This window comes from Mitsuaria sp. PDC51, assembly GCF_900113225.1.
GTDB lineage: Bacteria > Pseudomonadota > Gammaproteobacteria > Burkholderiales > Burkholderiaceae_C > Roseateles.
Window position 1 is genome coordinate 2,407,533 of sequence record NZ_FOZE01000001.1, and the last position, 17,742, is coordinate 2,425,274.

The following is a 17,742-nucleotide window of genomic DNA, read 5'->3' on the forward strand; positions in this document are numbered from 1 at the left end:
CCCTCGCCCGTCCCACGCTTCATGACGATCTCCACGCCTCCGCCGCCCTCTCCTTCCCCCGCTCCCGCCGCTGCCGGCCCCGGCGACCACGACCTCGGCCCCGGCGGCAACAAGCTGCTGTGGTTCCTGCTGTTCGCGGCGGTGGTCTTCGCGGTGCTGCGGCCGATGTCGCCACAGGCCTGGCTGGGCCTGATCGACTGGCAGACGATGGGCGCCCTGACCGGCCTGCTGGCCATCACCCAGGGCGTGGAACGCAGCGGCGTGCTCCAGTCCGCCGCGCGCGCGCTGCTGGCCCGCACCGGCAGCGCCCGCCAGCTCGCCCTGCTGCTGTGCGCGGTCGCCGCGGGGCTGGCCGCGCTGGTCACCAACGACGTCAGCCTCTTCCTGCTGGTGCCGCTGACCCGCGAGCTGGCCGCCCAGGCACACCTGCCGCTGGCGCGGCTGGTCGCGCTGGAGGCGCTGGCGGTCAACGCCGGCTCCTCGCTGACGCCGATCGGCAATCCGCAGAACCTCTACCTCTGGCACAAGTCCGGCGAGTCCTTCGGCGGTTTCATCGCGATGATGGCGCCCACCGTCGGCCTCATGCTGCTGCTGCTGGTGGCCACGATCCTGATCACCATGCCGCGCGCGCCGATCAAGCTGGCCGCGGACACACGCCGCACGCCGACCCGGCCCGGGCTGCTCGCGCTCTCCGGCGCACTGTTCGTGGGTTTCGTGCTGGCGCTCGAGCTGCACCAGTGGGCGCCGGCGCTCGCGGTGGTCCTGGCGATCTACGCGCTGTGGCACCGCCCGGTGCTGATGAAGCTGGACTGGGCGCTGCTTGCGACCTTCGCGCTGATGTTCGTGGTGCTGCACCAGCTGGCGGCCCTGCCGCAGGTGGCGGCGCTGCTGCGCGGGCTGCCGCTGGACCAGCCGCTGGCGGCCTACCTGGCCGCCATCGGCGCCTCCCAGGTCATCAGCAACGTGCCGGCCACGCTGGTGCTGGCCGACGCGGTGCCGAGCGTCGCCGTGCTCGCGATCGCGGTGAACGTCGGCGGCTTCGGTTTCGTGGCGGGCTCGATGGCCAACCTGATCGCGCTGCGGCTGGCCCGCGCGCCGGGCGCGCTCAAGGAGTTCCACCGCATCAGCCTGCCCTTCCTGGCCGTGTGCGCGCCGCTGGTGGCCTGGCTGGCGCTGTGACCGGATTGGCGTTTCCCCGACGCCCTCCGCCCATTCGTGGTGGGGACGCGCGCCCGCGCCGATGCGATAGTCGGGCCACGCCGCCGACGCGACAGGCAGCGAAGGACCCTTCGTGAGTCGCCTGCAAGGCCACCGTTTCCCGCCGCTGATCCTCTGCCTGCTCCTGGCCTGGGCCTGGCTGCTGGGCGCCCCCTCCGCAGCCCGGGCGGCCGACGCCGCGCCGCAGATCTCCCAGTACGCCCACACCTCGTGGACCGCGCGGGATGGCGCGCAGCTCGGGCTGGTCTTCGCCTTCGCACAGACCCATGACGGCTACCTGTGGGTGGGCGGCTCCTACGGCCTCTTCCGCTTCGACGGGCTGCGCTTCGTGCCCTGGCAGCCGCCGAAAGGCTCCTCGCTGCCAAGCAATCCCTACGCCCTGCTGGTCTCGCGCGACGGCACGCTCTGGATCGGCACCTTCAACGGCCTGGTCAGCTGGAACGGCAGTCGCCTGACCCGTTATCCGGAGACCGACGGCGGGCTCGTCACCTCCCTGCTGGAGGACAGCGAGGGCACCGTCTGGGCCGGCCTGCTCGGTCCCCCCGGCCGGCTCTGCGCCGTGCGCGGCGGACAGGCCCGCTGCGACGACGCGCAGGGCGGCTTCGGCACCTTCGTGTGGAGCCTGGCGCAGGATCGCTCGGGCGACCTGTGGGCCAGCGCGGACTCGGGCCTGTGGCGCTGGCGGCCCGGCACGCCCCAGCGCATCGAGGCCCCCGGCCAGCGCCTGGGCGACCTGACCGAGACCGCCGATGGCCAGCTGCTGGTCGGCGTCCGCGGCGCCGGGCTCAAGCGCCCCGCCGGCGACCGGCTCGACCCCTATCCGCTGCGCAGCGCCACCCGGCCCGCGGAGCTGCTGCCCGATCGCCAGATCCTGGCCAACAAGCTGCTGCGAGCCCGCGACGGCGGCCTGTGGATCGGCACCGACGGCCTGGGGCTGCTGCACGTGCGCGAGGACCAGGCCTCCGCCTTCACCCGGTCCGACGGCCTGTCCGGCAACATCGCCTGCAGCCTGTTCGAGGACCGCGAAGGCAACATCTGGTACGGCAGCGACAAGGGCGTGGACCGCTTCCGCAAGCTGCCCGTCACCACGCTGTCCAAGGCACAGGGCCTGCCCAACGAGGCGACGCGGTCGGTGCTGGCGAGCCGGGACGGCAGCGTCTGGGTCGCCACCGACGACGGCCTGGCCCGGTGGAAGGACGGCGCCATCGCCGTCTACAAGGAGGCGCAGGGGCTGCCGGACGCCCGGGTGCACTCGCTGTACGAGGACCACGACGGGCGGCTCTGGGCCAGCACCGCCGCGGGCCTGGCGTCCCTGGCGCCGCCGCGGGGGGCGCGTGCGGCGCCCGGCCAGCCGGCCGAACGGTTCGTCCGCGTCGACGGCGTGCCCGGCCGGGAGATCTACTCGATCACCGGGGACGACGCCGGCAACCTCTGGCTCTCGGGCAATGAGGGGCTGATCCGGCTGCATCAAGGGCGCTTCGTCGAGAGCCTGCCCTGGTCCGCTTTCGGCCGCCGCCAGCAGGCCAAGGTCATCGTCGCCGACCGGGGCGGCCTGTGGCTGTCCTTCTGGCAGGACGGCGGGGTGATGCGGGTCAAGGACGGCAAGGTCCTGGCCACCTACACCGCCGCCGAAGGCCTGGGCGCCGGCCATGTGGCGGGCCTGCGCCTGGCGGCCGACGGCACGGTCTGGGCGGCCACCGAGGACGGCGGCCTCAGCCGCATCAAGGACGGCCGCGTCGCCACGCTGGGCGTCGGCCAGGGCCTGCCCTGCAACACCATCCACTGGTCGGTCGTCGATGACGACGGGGCGCTGTGGCTGTACACGGCCTGCGGGCTGATCCGCATCCTGGGCGAGGACCTGGCCGCGTGGGAGGCCGATCCCGCGCACCGCGTCGCGCCCAAGACCTGGGGTGCCGCGGACGGTGTGCCGCTGCTGGCCCTAACGCCGGCCTACTTCAATCCCCCGGTGGCCAAGGCCGGCGACGGCCGGCTGTGGATGGTCTCGGGCGCCGATGCCCAGGTGCTGGACCCGGCCCGGCTGCCCTTCAATCCGCTGCCGCCGCCGGTCCACATCGAGTCGCTGGTGGCGGACCACACCGCCTACGCCGTCGCCCCGGGCCTGCGCCTGCCGCCGCAGGTGCGCGACATGACCATCCAGTTCACCGCCCTGAGCCTGGTCGACCCGAAGAACACGCGCTTCCGCTACCGGCTGGACGGCCACGACACCGACTGGCAGGAGGTCGTCGACCGGCGCCAGGCCAGCTACACCAACCTGCCGCCCGGCGCCTACCGCTTCCAGGTGAAGGCGGCCAACAACAGCGGCATCTGGAACGAGGACGGCGCGCAGCTGGCGTTCTCGATCGAGCCGGCCTTCCACCAGACCACCTGGTTCCGCGTGCTGACAGGCCTCCTGCTGGTGCTCCTGGTGGTGAGCGTCTTCCAGGTCCGGATGCGGATGCGGATGCGCCGGCTGCGCCTGCAGCTCGAGGCGACGGTGGAGGCGCGCGTGGCCGAACGCACCCGCATCGCCCGCGACCTGCACGACACCCTGCTGCAGCGCTTCAACGGGCTGCTGCTGCAGTTCCAGGCCGCCTGCAACCTCCTGCCCGACCGGCCGCGCGAATCGAGGCAGGTCCTCGCCGTCGCGATCGACCAGGTCGCCGAGGCCATCACCGAAGGCCGCGACGCGGTGCAGGGCCTGCGGACCGCGGCGGCCCCGGCGAACGACCTCGCGCAGGCGCTGCGCGCCACCGCGCAGGCGCTGGCCCGGGAACACGGCCCGGCGCCCGCGACGCAGGTCGAGGTCCAAGGCCCGCCGCGGCCGCTGAGCCCGGTCGTGCGCGACGAGGCCTTCCTGATCGCGGGCGAGGCGATGCGCAACGCCTTCCACCATGCCGAGGCGACGCAGGTCGAGGTCGAGATCCGCCATGACCCGCGGCAGCTGCGGGTGCGGGTGCGCGACGACGGCAGGGGCATCGCCCCGACGGTCCTGCAGGCGGGCCGCAAGGAAGGGCACTTCGGCCTGAGCGGCATGCGCGAGCGCGCCGAGCTGCTGGGCGGCCGGCTCACCGTCCGCAGCGGCGTCGGGGCCGGCACCGAAGTGGAGTTCAGCGTGCCGGCGGCGCGGGCTTATAGTCCCGTCGCGTCAGCCCGGTCGTGGTTCCCTTTCAAGAAACGCCCGCCCTGGGAGATCCCGCATGACTGAAGAATCGAGCCGCATCCAGGTGCTCTGCGTCGACGACCACCCCATCGTCCGGCAGGGCATCGCCACGCTGCTGTCGGTGGAGCCGGACATGACGCTGGTGGCCGAGGCGTCCAACGGCCGCGAGGCGATCGAGCGCTTCCGCGCCCATCGTCCGGACGTCACGCTGATGGACCTGCAGATGCCCGGCATGGGCGGGCTGGACGCGATCGCGGCGATCCGCGCCGAATTCCCGGACGCCCGCATCATCGTCCTCACCACCTATGTCGACGATGCGCAGGCGCAGCAGGCCTTGCAGACCGGCGCGCTGGGCTACCTGCTGAAGAACGCGCTGCACAAGGAGCTGCTGGACGCGATCCGCGCCGTGCATGCCGGGCGCATGGCCCTGCCCTCCGAAACCTCCTTCGAGCTGGCCGCGCAGATCCCCGTGGATGCGCTCACGCCGGCGGAAATCGGCCTGCTGCGCTTCATCGCCCAGGGCAATGCGTACGAGGAGATCTCCAAGGTGCTGGGCCTGGGCCCGACGGTGGTCGAAAGCCAGGTGCAGGGCCTGCTGTCCAAGCTCGACGAGCAGGAGCGCACGCGCGCCGCCGCGACCGACCTGCACCAGGGCATGCTCGAGACCGAGCGGGCCGCCCGGCATGCGGCCGAGGCCGCCAACCGCGCCAAGAGCGAGTTCCTCGCCGGCATGAGCCACGAGCTGCGCACGCCGCTGAACGGCGTCCTGGGCTATGCCCAGCTGTTGAGCATGGAAGGCGGACTGAGCGCCCGGCAGGCGCGCGGCCTGGAGACGATCCAGCAGAGCGGGCTGCACCTGCTGGCGCTGATCAACGACATCCTGGACCTCGCCCGCATCGAGGCCGGCCGCACCGAGCTGGACCTGGCGCCGGTCAACCTGCCCGAGCTGCTGCGATCGGTCGTCAACCTGATGCGCATCAAGGCGGAGGAGAAGCAGCTGGCCTTCGTGTTCGACACCGCGAGCGCCCTGCCGGCGACGGTGCTGACCGACGGCCGCCGGCTGCGCCAGGTGCTGCTGAACCTGCTGGGCAACGCCATCAAGTTCACCGACGCCGGCACGATCACGCTGCGCGCGGGCGCCGAGCCGCTCGCGGCGGACCAGGTGCGGCTGCGCCTGGACATCGAGGACACCGGCATCGGCATGCGCCCCGAGGACCTGGACCGCATCTTCGAGCCCTTCGTGCAGGTCGGCGCCGCGCAGCGCCGCGCCGGCGGCACCGGGCTGGGCCTGGCGATCACCCGGGCGCTGGTGACCGACATGGGCGGCCAGGTGCGGGTGAGCAGCGAGTTCGGCGTCGGCACCCGGTTCCAGCTGGAGCTGCCGCTGTCGCCCACCGAGGCGGAGGCCGACGCCACGCCGAAGATCGCGCCCGGCGTGCCGCGTTACCTCGGCGCGCCCCGGCGCGTGCTGGTGGTCGACGACGTCGCGGCCAACCGCGCGCTGCTGTGCGACTTCCTGTCGGACGCCGGCTTCCAGGTGGCCCAGGCCAGCGACGGCGCTGAGCTGGCCGCGGCGGTGAGCCGCTTCCGTCCGGACCTGATCCTGATGGACAGCATGATGCCGACGACCGACGGCGTGGAGGCCACGCGCCAGCTGCGCCGCCATCCCGACACGGCCACGGTGCCAGTGATCGCGATCTCGGCCACGGCCACGGCCGAGCACCGCGCCGCCTGCCTGCGGGCCGGCGTCAACGTGTTCCTGACCAAGCCGGTCTCGCTGGGGACCCTCCAGACGCACATCGGCGAGCAGCTCGGCCTGCAATGGCTCGAGCCGCCGGCCGCGTCGCGCTGAGGACCGCCCCGGGGCGACGGATCACCGACGGCCGCCGACCGTGATGGCGGCGTCGTCTTCACCCGCGAAGGCCTGCGCGACCGGCTCCGCCGCGACCACGGCGACTTCTGGCGGCGCCGCTGTCGCCGCTCCCACCGGTTCCGCCAGCTGGGCCGGCGACGCCTCGTGGAACGCCACCTGGTTGCGCCCGCCGCGCTTGGCCCGATAGAGCGCGCGATCCGCGGCTTCCAGCAGCTGCTCGCCGTCGCCGGTGTCGACGCCCAGCATGGCCGCGCCGAACGAGCTGGTCACCACGCCGATGACGGTGGGCGCGCGGCTGACGTCGACCTGCATGCGGCGCAGGCGCTGGCGATCCTCCGGCTGCGACAGGTCCAGCCCCGGCAGCACGAGGCAGAACTCCTCGCCGCCCAGCCGTCCCACCGCGTCGTAGGGCCGCACCGTCGCGGCGAGGCGGCCGGCGAAGTCCTTCAGCACCGCATCCCCGGCCGGATGGCCGTGGGTGTCGTTGACCCGCTTGAAGTGGTCGATGTCGACGATCGCGAGCGTCAGCGGCGTGCGCTCGCGGCGGGCCCGCACGACCTCGCGCTGGAGGATCTCCGTCAAGGCGCGCCGATTCCAGAGCCCGGTCAGCGCGTCGCGGCTGGCCAGTTCCTCGAGCTGCGCGCGGGAGGCCTCCAGCTCGCGCGTGCGCTCGCCCACCAACTGTTCGAGCCGAGCCTGCTGGCTCCGCCATTGACGGCGCCGCCACAGGTGCCAGCCCTGCGACAGCCCCAGCAGCGCGACCAGCCCCAGCGCCGTCGCCCACGCCCGTCGCCACCAGGGCGGCTGCAGTGTGAAGCCGAAGCTCGTCGTCGCGGAATACCTACCGGTCTCCGGATCCGCGAGCCGCACCTCGACCTGGATCGCGCCCGGCTCCAGGCCCGCCAGGTCGATGTCGGGCGTCGCGGTCGCGGTCCAGCCCTCGTCGCGTCCGACCTGGCGGTACTCGACGCGCACCCGGGGGTCGCTGAACTGCAAGGGCGCGACCCGCAGATGGATCCGGTCCCGCGACCAGGCCAGCGTCTCGCCGTCATACATCGGCACCTGGCCGGCGCCGCGCGTCGCCGACATCAGCACCGGGCGCGGCAAGGTCGTCGCGAAGACCTGGGAGGGATCGATCAGGCGCGACAAGCCGCGGCTGGTGCCAATCCACATCGACCGGTCGCCGTCCTCGTACAGCGCGTGGCCCGAGGTGTCGTTCCAGGCCAGCCCCTGCGAGCGATCCAGCAGCTTCCAATGCGTCCCGTCGTGCACCACCAGCCCGGCGTCGGTGCCGAGCCACAGCCAGCGCCGGCTGTCGATCAGCAGGGACACGATCATCCGGCCCTTGAGGACGGGGGCGTCCAGGCGTTCCAGCGAGGGCTTCGCCGCCCCGGGCGTCCGCACCCGCCAGGCCTGACCGGCCTCGCTGGCCGCGACGACGGCGCCGTCCTGTCCACAGGCGACGTAGGTCGCCCCGTCCTCGATCGCGAGGGACGGGAGCCATTGGCCCGCCTGGCGTCGGGACAGCCCATGATCCCCGGCGAGCCACAACGCGCCGTCGGGCGTCTCGCAGGCGTCGTAGAAGTGCTCCTGCGCGTTGCCCGGGGGGCCGGGCACCGCCTGCACCGGGCCTCGGCCCGACTCGGGCCAGCGATGCAGCTTGCCGGCGGTGATGACCCAGAGCGCGCCGTCCTTCGAGGCCAGCGCCCAGAGGAAGCCGTCCTCGGTCCCGCCGGGCGTCGCGAGCGGGCCCGGCAGGGCCCGTCCGTCGCGGACGTGGTGGAAGGTCGCGACATCGGTGGCCGCCCACAGGCCGCCCTGTCCATCGGGGACCAGCCCGAAGAGGTCGCCGGCATGCGGCAGCGGCACGTGACGGAACACGCCCTGCGCCGCGTCGAACGCCGCCAGGCCCCGTCCCGTGCCGACATGCAGCGCGCCGCGCCCCTCCCCGTCGCGCTGCATCGTCCAGACCACGCTGCTGGGCAGGCCGTCCGCATCGGTCCAGCTCTCCCAGCGGCCGTAGCCGCGCCACTGCAGCAGCCCCGTGCCGCGCAGCCCGAGCCAGAGCCCGCCTTCGCGGTCGCTCAGCAGCGCGTGGACGCGACCGTCGCCGGGCAGGCCTTGCCGCTTGCCGAAGGACTGCCACTGCTGGCCCTGCCAGCGCAGCACGCCCAGCTGCGACGCGGTCAGGATGCGGTGCGCGGCATCCTCGACCAGCGGATAGCGATGCATCGGGTCGCCGCGGTCGCTGGGCGCGGTGCGGTCGACGAAGCCCTCGGCGCCCGCGGACAGTTGCAGCGTCGCCTGCGTGGAGCGCGCCCAGACGCTGCCGTCGCTGGCCTCGAGCAGCGCATGCCACTGCTGGCGCGGAACCCCGCTGCGCGCATCCCATCGCTGGAGCTCGCCGCGATGCCAGCGGCAGATGGCGTCGCCGCAACCCGCCCACAGCGCGCCGTCGCGCGCCAGCATGACGCTGGCCAGGCGGCCCATCTCCGGATGACGCGCCAGTTGCTCGGGCGTCATCACCGGACTCGAGGACCAGCTGTCGGTCTGCCGGTCGACGACCACGTGCTGCAGCCCGCCCACGGTGACGAACCAGGCCTCGTCGCCGCGCGCGGCGATCGCCATCGGCACGTCCTGCGGCAGCTTCGCCGTCCGGGGGAGCACGCGCTCCAGCCGGCCGTCGTGCCACCACCAGGTGCCGGTGTCGGAGAGGATCCACAGATGTCCGCCGCCGCTGGCCAGCGCGGCCACCCGCCGCAGTTCCTGCGTGGCGACGCGCTCGATGCGCTGCCCGTCGTGGCGATACAGGCCGTTGTCGGTGCCGGCCCACAGGAAACCCTGCGCATCCTGTTGCAGCGCGTTGAGCGCCAGGTTGCCCAGGCCGTCCGGCTGGCCGAACTCCCGCAGGTTCATCTGCTCGCAGAAGCCGGCCGACGATCCGAGGATCGACGCCAGCAGCCATGCGCCGCGCACCATCGCGCGGCTCCATGCGTTCCTCATGTCGTCTCCGGCTGTCGTCTTCGCTGGCGAGCTTACCGAGCCGACGTCCGAGCGCACGCCGGCGACATCACCGAGCCGCGCGGGCAAGTGAAGAAATGCCTCGAAGCGCGCAGCGCGCACGGGCCGGACACGCGTCCTGCACGCCGGCAGCCCCCGGTGGGACGGCAGTGACGGGTCAGTGAAGGCATGCCGGGGAGGGCTCGGGACAATCCGCCCAACGCATCTGTTTCCTCGTCGCGCGACCTGATCGACGTCCGAGGCCCACGGACATGGCCACGCACCTTCACCCTCCGGATTCGACGACAGGAACGAGCGATGACCCGACCCGCGATCCGCGTCGTTGACCTGACGGCGCGCCTGGGCGACCAGGCCCTGGCGCAATGCGCCGGCACCTCGCCCCCGACCCCGCCGGGCAGCGACGGGCGCCGGATCGTCCGCCCCGGCGCCTCGCCGTCGGGGCCGGCCCTCGAATGGGTCAAGCCGCCCCGGCACCTGGACGAGCTCTCGCCCGGCGCCGGGCCGGACGCCCTCTTCCTGCTGGTGGGGCCGGGCTCGGTCCGGGCCGCCACCGAGGTCTTCCAGCGCGCCGTCGATGCCGGCGTGCCCCGCATCCATGCGCTGCTGGCGCCCAACGCCCTCGTCGAGGAATCGGCGCTGCGATCGATGGTGCCGCGAAGCGACGACGCCCGGCGTCTCTACCGCCTGCCCGACAGCAGCGCGGAAACCCTGTGGTTCGTCCTCATCGACGAACTCGACCGTTGGCCGACCCCGCAGGGCCCGGCCGCCTTCCCTCCCTCTGACCTCACGAAAGTACCCATGAGCAACAACCTGCAGCAGTCGATGTCGGCTGCGATGACGATCGACGGCGCGATGTCGGCCGCACTGGTGGACTACCGCAGCGGCATGTGCCTGGCCCAGGCGGGCTCCGGCCTCAACCTCGAACTGGCCGCGGCCGGCAACACGCAGGTGGTGCGCGCCAAGCTGCAGACCATGGAAGCGCTGGGCCTGCGCAAGGGCGGCATCGAGGACATCCTGATCACGCTCGCGGACCAGTACCACCTGATCCGGCTGGTGCCCAACAACGCCGGCCTGTTCCTCTACCTGGTGCTGGACCGGGCCAAGGGCAACCTGGCCCTGGCGCGCTACAAGCTGACCGAGATCGAGCGCGGCCTCAAGGTCTGAGCGACCCGGCGCCACCGGGCGGCACGGCGGTTCATCGGAAGAGCCGCTGCGAGAACTGGTACAGGTTGTCGCTCCAGCTCTCGCGGTCGTGCCCGCTGGCGTCGACGTTCCACTGGTGGGGAACGCCTTGCCGGAGCAGGTCCCGGTGCACCCGCTGCGAGACGCTGATCAAGCCATCCCGGTTGCCGCAGGACAGGTACAGCAGCGCCAATTGCCGGCGCAGCGCGCCGGGATCGGGCGTCAACTCCGCCGTGGCCCGCGTGTTGGGCGCGGAGGAAAAACCACCGATCCAGGCGAAGGTCTCCGGATGGCCCAGGCCGATGTTGAGCGCCTGCCCGCCGCCCATCGACAGCCCCGCGAGCGCGCGATGCCTCGCGTCCGCCCGGACCGGGTAGGCGGCCTCGACCGCGGGAATGAGGAAGTCCAGCAGGTCGCGCTCGAACTTCGCGAAGCCGGCCGCGTTGGCCTCGGTGAAGACGCGATCCGGCGGCGGCACGCTGTCGTCCGGCAGGGCCCGGCCATTGGGCATCACCACGATCATCGGGACCGCCTTGCCGTCGGCGATCAGGTTGTCCAGCACGGCGTTGGCCCGCACGTAACCGGTCCATTCGTGCTGGTTGCCGCCGATGCCGTGCAGCAGGTAGAGCACCGGATAGCGGCGCTCGCGCGTGTAGCCGGCCGGCAGATAGACCAGCGCCTGGCGCCGCCCGCCGGTGACGCCCGACTCGTAGCTGAACGTCTCCACCCGGCCCGGTACGACGCCGGGCCGCGTTTCGTCGAAGCCTCGCGGCGGCGGCGGCGTCGAGCGGACATCGTCGGCCGCCAGCACGATCGGCCGGGCAAAGTTGGCGCGGGCCGCGTCCGGTGTCACCGGGCCGGCGTCCTGCGCTTGCGCGGTGGGCGCGAGGGCCAGCACGAGCGCGCTCAGCAGCGCGCCCGACAGCGCGCCAGGCAGGGGATCGAAGGAGCGGAAGGTCATGGGCTGCATCCCGGATGTGGACTGACCAGTATCGCAACATCTTAATTCGGTCTTACCGGCATAAACACGGAATCCTTGCCGGGCCCGCCCTACCCGGCCCCGCCCGCCGCGGGAAGGCGGATCGCCGCTCGACAGGCCACCCATCCGGTCGGACCAATTTGAAACGATACGAATCAAGGGTAGTTCCCGGGTGGGGGTGACAACCCTGTCTGGCATAAACTGGTCAGACCTCTTGGCCGGATTTCGACCGTGAACCTGCCCCTTCCGCCCTCTTCCGCCGCTGGCTCCCTCGCTGGCAAGACCGTGCTGATCACCGCCGCCGCTCAAGGGATCGGCCGCGCGAGCGCGCTGGCCTGCCTCGCGGCGGGCGCCGAGGTGATCGCCACCGACCTCGCGGCCCCTGGCCTGGACAGCCTGCGCGAAGACGCCGGAGATTCGTCCCGCTTGCGGACCGCGCCGCTCGACGTGCGCGACGCCGCCGCCATCCAGTCCCTGGCGCGCGAGCTGCCGCCGCTGCACGGCCTCTTCAACTGCGCCGGCTTCGTCCATCACGGCTCGGTCCTGGACTGCGACGAGTCGGCCTGGGACTTCAGCATGGACCTCAACGTCAAGAGCATGTGGCGCATGCTGCGCGCCTTCCTGCCCGGCATGCTGGCCGAGGCGGCGCGCCCCGGCGGCAGCGCCTCGGTGCTGAACATGGCGTCGATGGCGTCCTCGGTGAAGGGCTTTCCCAACCGCTGCGTCTATGGCGTCAGCAAGGCGGCGGTGATCGGCCTGAGCAAGTCGGTCGCGGCCGATTACGTCAAGCAGGGCCTGCGCTGCAATGCGCTGTGCCCCGGCACGGTGGACACGCCCTCGCTGCGCGGACGCATCGCCGCGGCCGCCGATCCGGTGCAGGCCGAGCGCGACTTCATCGCGCGCCAGCCGATGGGACGCCTGGCCACGGTGGACGACATCGCGCCGCTGGTGGTGTTCCTGCTCAGCGATGCGTCCCGCTTCATCACCGGCCAGGCGGTCAGCGTCGACGGCGGCGTCACGATCTGAACCCCGTGGCCGTCGCCGTTTCCCGGTCGCCAGGCCGACAGGCCTTCGGGCCGTTCCGGCCTTCAAGCCGCCCCTCCGATTTCCTCTCGCCCCTTTCGCCTCTCTCGCAAGGACTGCCATGAAACTGCTCCGCTACGGCCCGCCCGGCCAGGAACGCCCCGGCCTGCTGGACGCCGACGGCCAGGTGCGCGACCTCTCCGAACACATCGACGACCTCGCCGGCGAGGTGCTGACCCCCGCCGGCCTGTCGCTGCTGCGCCAGCTCGATACCACCACCCTGCCCCGGGTCCCGGGCACGCCGCAGCGGGACCTGCGGCTCGGTCCCTGCGTCGGCCAGGTCGGCAAGTTCATCTGCATCGGCCTGAACTACGCCGACCACGCCGCGGAGTCCGGCCTGCCGGTGCCGCAGGAGCCGGTGGTCTTCGCCAAATGGACCAGCGCGATCAGCGGTCCCGACGACCCGGTGCGCATCCCGCGGGGCTCGGTCAAGACGGACTGGGAGGTCGAGTTGGGCGTCGTCATCGGCGAGGGCGGCGCCTACATCGACGAGGCCGACGCGATGAAACACGTCGCCGGCTACTGCGTCGTCAACGACGTGTCCGAGCGCGAATGGCAGCTCGAGCGCGGCACCCAATGGGACAAGGGCAAGGGCTGCGACACCTTCGGCCCGCTCGGTCCCTGGCTGGTCACCGCGGACGAGATCCCGGACCCGCAGCAACTGGACCTGTGGCTGGAGGTCGACGGCCACCGCTACCAGAACGGCAACACCCGCACGATGGTGTTCGGCGTGGCGCAGATCGTCAGCTACCTGAGCCGCTTCATGAGCCTGCAGCCGGGGGACGTCATCTCCACCGGCACGCCGCCCGGCGTCGGCCTGGGCCAGAAGCCGCCGGTCTACCTGCGGCCCGGCCAGACGATGCGACTGGGCATCGCCGGACTGGGCACGCAGACCCAGCGCACCGTCGCCGCCTGAAGCCCGCCACCTCACCCCGACCCCATGACCCGCATCACCGATCTGCGCACCGTCGACGTGCGCTTCCCCACGTCGGCCCACCTGGACGGCTCCGACGCGATGAATCCCGATCCGGATTACTCGGCCGCCTACGTCATCCTCGAGACGGACTGGCCGGGGCTGGAGGGCCACGGCCTGACCTTCACCATCGGGCGCGGCAACGACCTGTGCTGCCGCGCCATCGAGGCAATGCGGCATCTCGTCGTCGGCCTGGATCTGGACTGGATCGCCGCCGACATGGGGCGCTTCTGGCGGCACGTGACCTCGGACAGCCAGCTGCGCTGGATCGGACCCGACAAGGGCGCGATCCACCTGGCCACCGGCGCCGTCGTCAACGCGGTCTGGGACCTGTGGGCCAAGGCCGAGGGCAAGCCGCTGTGGCGCCTGGTCGCCGACATGAGCCCCGAGGAGCTGGTGCGCTGCATCGACTTCCGCTACCTCACCGACTGCATCACGCCGGACGAGGCGCTCGCGCTGCTGACCCGCGCCGCCGAGGGCAAGGCCGAGCGCCTGGCCCTGCTCGAGCGCGAGGGCTATCCCTGCTACACGACCTCGGCCGGCTGGCTCGGCTACCCGGACGACAAGCTGCGACGCCTGTGCCAGGAGGCGGTGGACGCCGGCTTCGGCCATGTGAAGCTCAAGGTCGGCCGCGACCGCGAGGACGACATCCGCCGCCTGCGCATCGCCCGCGAGGTGCTGGGGCCCGACCGCCGCCTGATGATCGACGCCAACCAGGTGTGGGACGTGCCGGTGGCCATCGACTGGCTGAAGGACCTGGCCTTCGCGCGCCCCTGGTTCATCGAAGAGCCCACCAGCCCCGACGACGTCGAGGGCCATCGCGCGATCCGCGAGGCCATCGCGCCGATGCGGGTCGCCACCGGCGAGATGTGCCAGAACCGCATCCTGTTCAAGCAGTTCATCATGCGCGGCGCGATCGACGTGGTGCAGATCGACAGCTGCCGCCTGGGCGGCGTCAACGAGATCCTGGCGGTGCTGCTGATGGCGGCCAAGCATGGCCTGCCGGTGTGTCCGCATGCGGGCGGCGTCGGCCTGTGCGAGTACGTGCAGCACCTCTCCGTCATCGACTTCCTGTGCGTCTCCGCCAGCCGCGAGGACCGGGTGATCGAGTACGTCGACCATCTGCACGAGCACTTCGTCGATCCCTGCGTCGTGCGTGGCGCCGCCTACCTGCTGCCGACCGCGCCGGGCTTCTCCATCACGATGAAGCCGGAGTCGCTGGAGCGGTATCGCTTCCGCGGCTGAGCCGTCGGCTCGGTGTTTTCACCGGTAAGACCGAAAGTAGATTCTGAGAAACTGGTAAGACCACATCAACGGCCGTCAGAGCCTCGAAGGACCGCCGCCTTTCCGGCGCCGCGGTCCTCGTCATGGAGACAAGATGTTCAAGACGATGACGCGCCCTGCGTCACTGGTTCATGGGCTGTTGATCGCCTGCCTGGCGATCGCGGCGCTGCTGCCAGCTACCGCGCGCGCCGAGGGGCCGCGCGAGCGCCTGTCGCTGGACGCCGGCTGGCTGTTCCACCGCGGCGAAGTGCCGCCGCAGCCGGTCAAGGGACACGGCGCGAGCTACCACCAGGCCAAGGCGGGCGGCGTCGTCGGCGCCGGTGGGGCGGAGTTCGACGACTCCGACTGGCGCCGGCTGGACCTGCCGCACGACTGGGCGATCGAGAACGCCTTCGACCGTCAAGAGAACGCGTCGCAGGGCTACCGCGCCCGAGGCATCGGCTGGTACCGGCGCTACCTGCAGCTGCCGGAGTCCGACCGGAGCCGCCACATCGAACTGCAGTTCGACGGCATCGCGACCCACAGCACGGTGTGGGTCAACGGCATCGTGGTGAATCGCAACTGGTCCGGCTACAACGGCCGCGCCATCGACATCACGCCCTACCTGCGCTACGGCGACGAGGTGAACAGCATCGCGGTGCGCGTCGACGCGGACGCCCAGGAAGGCTGGTGGTACGAAGGCGCCGGCATCTACCGCCATGTCTGGCTGGTCAAGCGCGACCCGCTGCACATCGCCACCGACGGCCTCTACGCCAATCCCGTGCAGCGCGACGGCCACTGGACGCTGCCGGTCGAGGTGCAGGTCGACAACACCGGCGAGGCCGCGCGGGCCGCGGTCGTGTCGCTTGAGGTGACCGGCCCCGACGGCGCCGTGGTGGCCCGGAAGGAGACCCGCGTCAGCGTCGCCGCGCTGGACTCGGCCACCGCGCGCCTGACGCTGGACATCCGGCAACCCGCGCTCTGGTCGCCGCGATCGCCGCGGCTGTATCGCGTGCGGGCGGTGCTGCGCCAACCCGGCGCCGGGCCGCTGCGCGAGATCGACGCCACCGAGCTGCACACCGGTTTCCGCACGCTGCGCTTCGATGCCGAGCGGGGCTTCTTCCTCAACGGCGAAGCGCTCAAGCTGCAGGGCGTGTGCATTCACCAGGACCATGCCGGCGTCGGCGTCGCGGTGCCGACGGCGATCTGGGAATTCCGTCTGCGCCGCCTCCAGGAGATGGGCGTGAACGCGGTGCGCTTCGCCCACAACGCGGTGGCGCCGGAGGTCATGGACCTCGCGGACCGCCTGGGCCTGCTGGTGATGGACGAGAACCGCAACTTCAGTGCGAGCCCGGACGCGATGGCCCAACTGACCTGGCTGGTGCGGCGCGACCGCAACCGGCCGAGCGTCATCCTCTGGTCCCTGTTCAACGAAGAGCCGCTGCAAGGCACCTGGCAAGGCCGCGAGATGGCGCGCCGCATGGCCGCCGAGATCAAGCGGCTGGACCCGAGCCGGCCGGTCACCGCGGGCATGCACGACGGCCTTTTCGCCGATCGCAACGCCTCGGAGGTGCTGGACGTGGTCGGCGTCAACTACCAGGTCCATGCCTACGACCGCTACCACCGCGAGCATCCGGGCCGGCCGATGTTCAGTTCCGAGGACACCTCCGCCTACATGACGCGCGGCGCCTGGCGCAGCGACCGGCAGGCGCAGGTGCTGGGCAGCCACGACGACGAGCCCGCGTCCTGGGGCCAGACCCACCGCGACGCCTGGCGGCACCTCGCGCAGCGGCCGTTCATGGCGGGCGGCTTCGTGTGGAGCGGCTTCGACTACCACGGCGAGCCCACGCCCTTCGAATGGCCGAGCGCCTCGACCTTCTTCGGCGCCCTGGACCTGTGCGGTTTCCCCAAGGCGGCCTTCTACATCCGGCAGGCGCAATGGGTGAAGGACCGCACCGTGGTCAAAATCCTGCCGCACTGGAACTGGGCCGGCAGCGAGGGCCAGCCGGTGAAGGTGATGGTCGCCACCAACGCGCCGCGCGTGCGCCTGCTGCTGAACGGCCAGACGGTCGCGGAGCAGGCGGCGGACCGTGACGGCATCGTCAGCGTCGACCTGCCCTACGCACCGGGCCGGCTCGAGGCCGTCGCGCTGGAGGAAACGCGTGAACTGGCCCGCGACCTGGTGGAGACCAGCGGCGCCCCGGCCCGCCTGGTGCTTGCCGCCGACCGCGCCACGCTGGCCGGCGACGGCCGCGATGCGGTGGCGGTGACCGTCAGCGCGGTCGATGCGCAGGGTCGCGCGGTGCCGACCGCCAACCTGATGGTGCGCTTCGAGACCACCGGCGCCGGCCGCCTGATCGGCGTCGGCAATGGCGACCCCAATTCGCATGAGGCGTCCAAGGCGCCGGAGCGCTCGCTCTTCAACGGCCTGGCGCAGGCGATCCTCCAGACCGACCGTGACGGCCAGGGACCGCTGCGGCTGCGCGCGACGGCGGACGGGCTGGCGGCCGCCGAGCTGGTGCTGGACGTGCGCCCCGCGCGGGTCCCGTCGGTGCCGGCCGCGGAGGCGATCAGCCGCGTCGGTGGCTGGCGCATTTCGCCGCCGCAGGCCACGCGTCCTGATCCCAACCAGGTGCTGGCGGAGAACGACATGAACAGCTGGGGCTGGGGCGAGCCGCCGATCCGGCAGGTGGCGGAGGCCGCGCCCTGGCGCGCCTACCGCGCCTCGCTGCGCCTGCGCGCCGACCGCAACGACGGCCAGGGCCAGCTGCTGTTCCAGGAGATCGCGGGCCAGGCCGAAGTCTGGGTCGACGGCGTCAAAATCGGCGAGAAGACCTCGCCGGCGCCCGGCCCCTTGAGCCTGCCGCTGGCCCAGGGACCGGGCTGGCGCACGATGACCGTGCTGGTGCGCGCGCAGCCGGGCCAGCCCTCGGGCCTCATCGGGCGGGTCACGCTCGAACGCGGCCAGGCGAAGGCGGCGCCATGAGAGG

10 protein-coding genes are annotated in these 17,742 nt (G+C 72.2%); 8 read left to right on the forward strand and 2 right to left on the reverse strand.

Going from position 1 to position 17,742, the window contains the following annotated elements; all coding sequences use genetic code 11:
• Positions 1 to 21 precede the first annotated feature (21 nt).
• The 3 genes from BM393_RS10170 to BM393_RS10180 all read left to right on the forward strand — a co-directional run bounded on the left by BM393_RS10170 (position 22) and on the right by BM393_RS10180 (position 6,230).
• The gene (locus tag BM393_RS10170; protein WP_091724655.1) at positions 22 to 1,179 is read left to right on the forward strand and encodes an SLC13 family permease; all 1,158 of its coding nucleotides are present in this window, start codon (positions 22 to 24) and stop codon (positions 1,177 to 1,179) included.
• A gap of 112 nt (positions 1,180 to 1,291) precedes the next feature.
• Positions 1,292 to 4,423, forward strand: coding sequence for a sensor histidine kinase (locus BM393_RS10175; RefSeq protein WP_091724656.1), 3,132 nt, complete (start codon positions 1,292 to 1,294; stop codon positions 4,421 to 4,423).
• The gene (locus tag BM393_RS10180) at positions 4,416 to 6,230 is read left to right on the forward strand and encodes a response regulator (RefSeq protein ID WP_091724657.1); all 1,815 of its coding nucleotides are present in this window, start codon (positions 4,416 to 4,418) and stop codon (positions 6,228 to 6,230) included. The genes BM393_RS10175 and BM393_RS10180 overlap by 8 nt, the downstream gene beginning before the upstream one ends.
• Before the next feature lie 21 nt (positions 6,231 to 6,251).
• Here BM393_RS10180 and BM393_RS10185 read toward each other — a convergent pair whose 3' ends face one another.
• Positions 6,252 to 9,254, reverse strand: coding sequence for a diguanylate cyclase (locus BM393_RS10185; protein ID WP_141225285.1), 3,003 nt, complete (start codon positions 9,252 to 9,254; stop codon positions 6,252 to 6,254).
• Positions 9,255 to 10,070: 816 nt separating this feature from the next.
• On the opposite strand from BM393_RS10185, the gene BM393_RS10190 reads away from it, so the two are divergent.
• Positions 10,071 to 10,436 carry a hypothetical protein gene (locus BM393_RS10190; RefSeq protein WP_404932597.1) on the forward strand — a complete coding sequence of 122 codons (366 nt, stop codon included), beginning with the start codon at positions 10,071 to 10,073 and terminating at the stop codon, positions 10,434 to 10,436.
• 31 nt (positions 10,437 to 10,467) lie between these two features.
• Here BM393_RS10190 and BM393_RS10195 read toward each other — a convergent pair whose 3' ends face one another.
• A complete protein-coding gene (locus BM393_RS10195) occupies positions 10,468 to 11,415 on the reverse strand; it encodes an esterase family protein (protein WP_091725300.1) in 948 nt (315 codons plus the stop codon).
• A gap of 249 nt (positions 11,416 to 11,664) precedes the next feature.
• Here BM393_RS10195 and BM393_RS10200 point away from each other — a divergent pair, with 249 nt between their 5' ends.
• From BM393_RS10200 to galA, 4 genes are all read left to right on the forward strand, one after another.
• A complete protein-coding gene (locus BM393_RS10200) occupies positions 11,665 to 12,459 on the forward strand; it encodes an SDR family oxidoreductase (protein WP_254783327.1) in 795 nt (264 codons plus the stop codon).
• Positions 12,460 to 12,577: 118 nt separating this feature from the next.
• Complete coding sequence (locus BM393_RS10205) at positions 12,578 to 13,432, forward strand: ureidoglycolate lyase (protein WP_091724659.1); 855 nt, start codon at positions 12,578 to 12,580, stop codon at positions 13,430 to 13,432.
• 24 nt (positions 13,433 to 13,456) lie between these two features.
• Positions 13,457 to 14,734 (forward strand): L-fuconate dehydratase, encoded by a 1,278-nt coding sequence (locus BM393_RS10210; protein ID WP_091724660.1) that lies wholly within the window; start codon positions 13,457 to 13,459, stop codon positions 14,732 to 14,734.
• 133 nt (positions 14,735 to 14,867) lie between these two features.
• Positions 14,868 to 17,738 (forward strand): beta-galactosidase GalA, encoded by a 2,871-nt coding sequence (gene galA / locus BM393_RS10215; RefSeq protein WP_254783329.1) that lies wholly within the window; start codon positions 14,868 to 14,870, stop codon positions 17,736 to 17,738.
• The last annotated feature ends 4 nt before the right edge of the window (positions 17,739 to 17,742 follow it).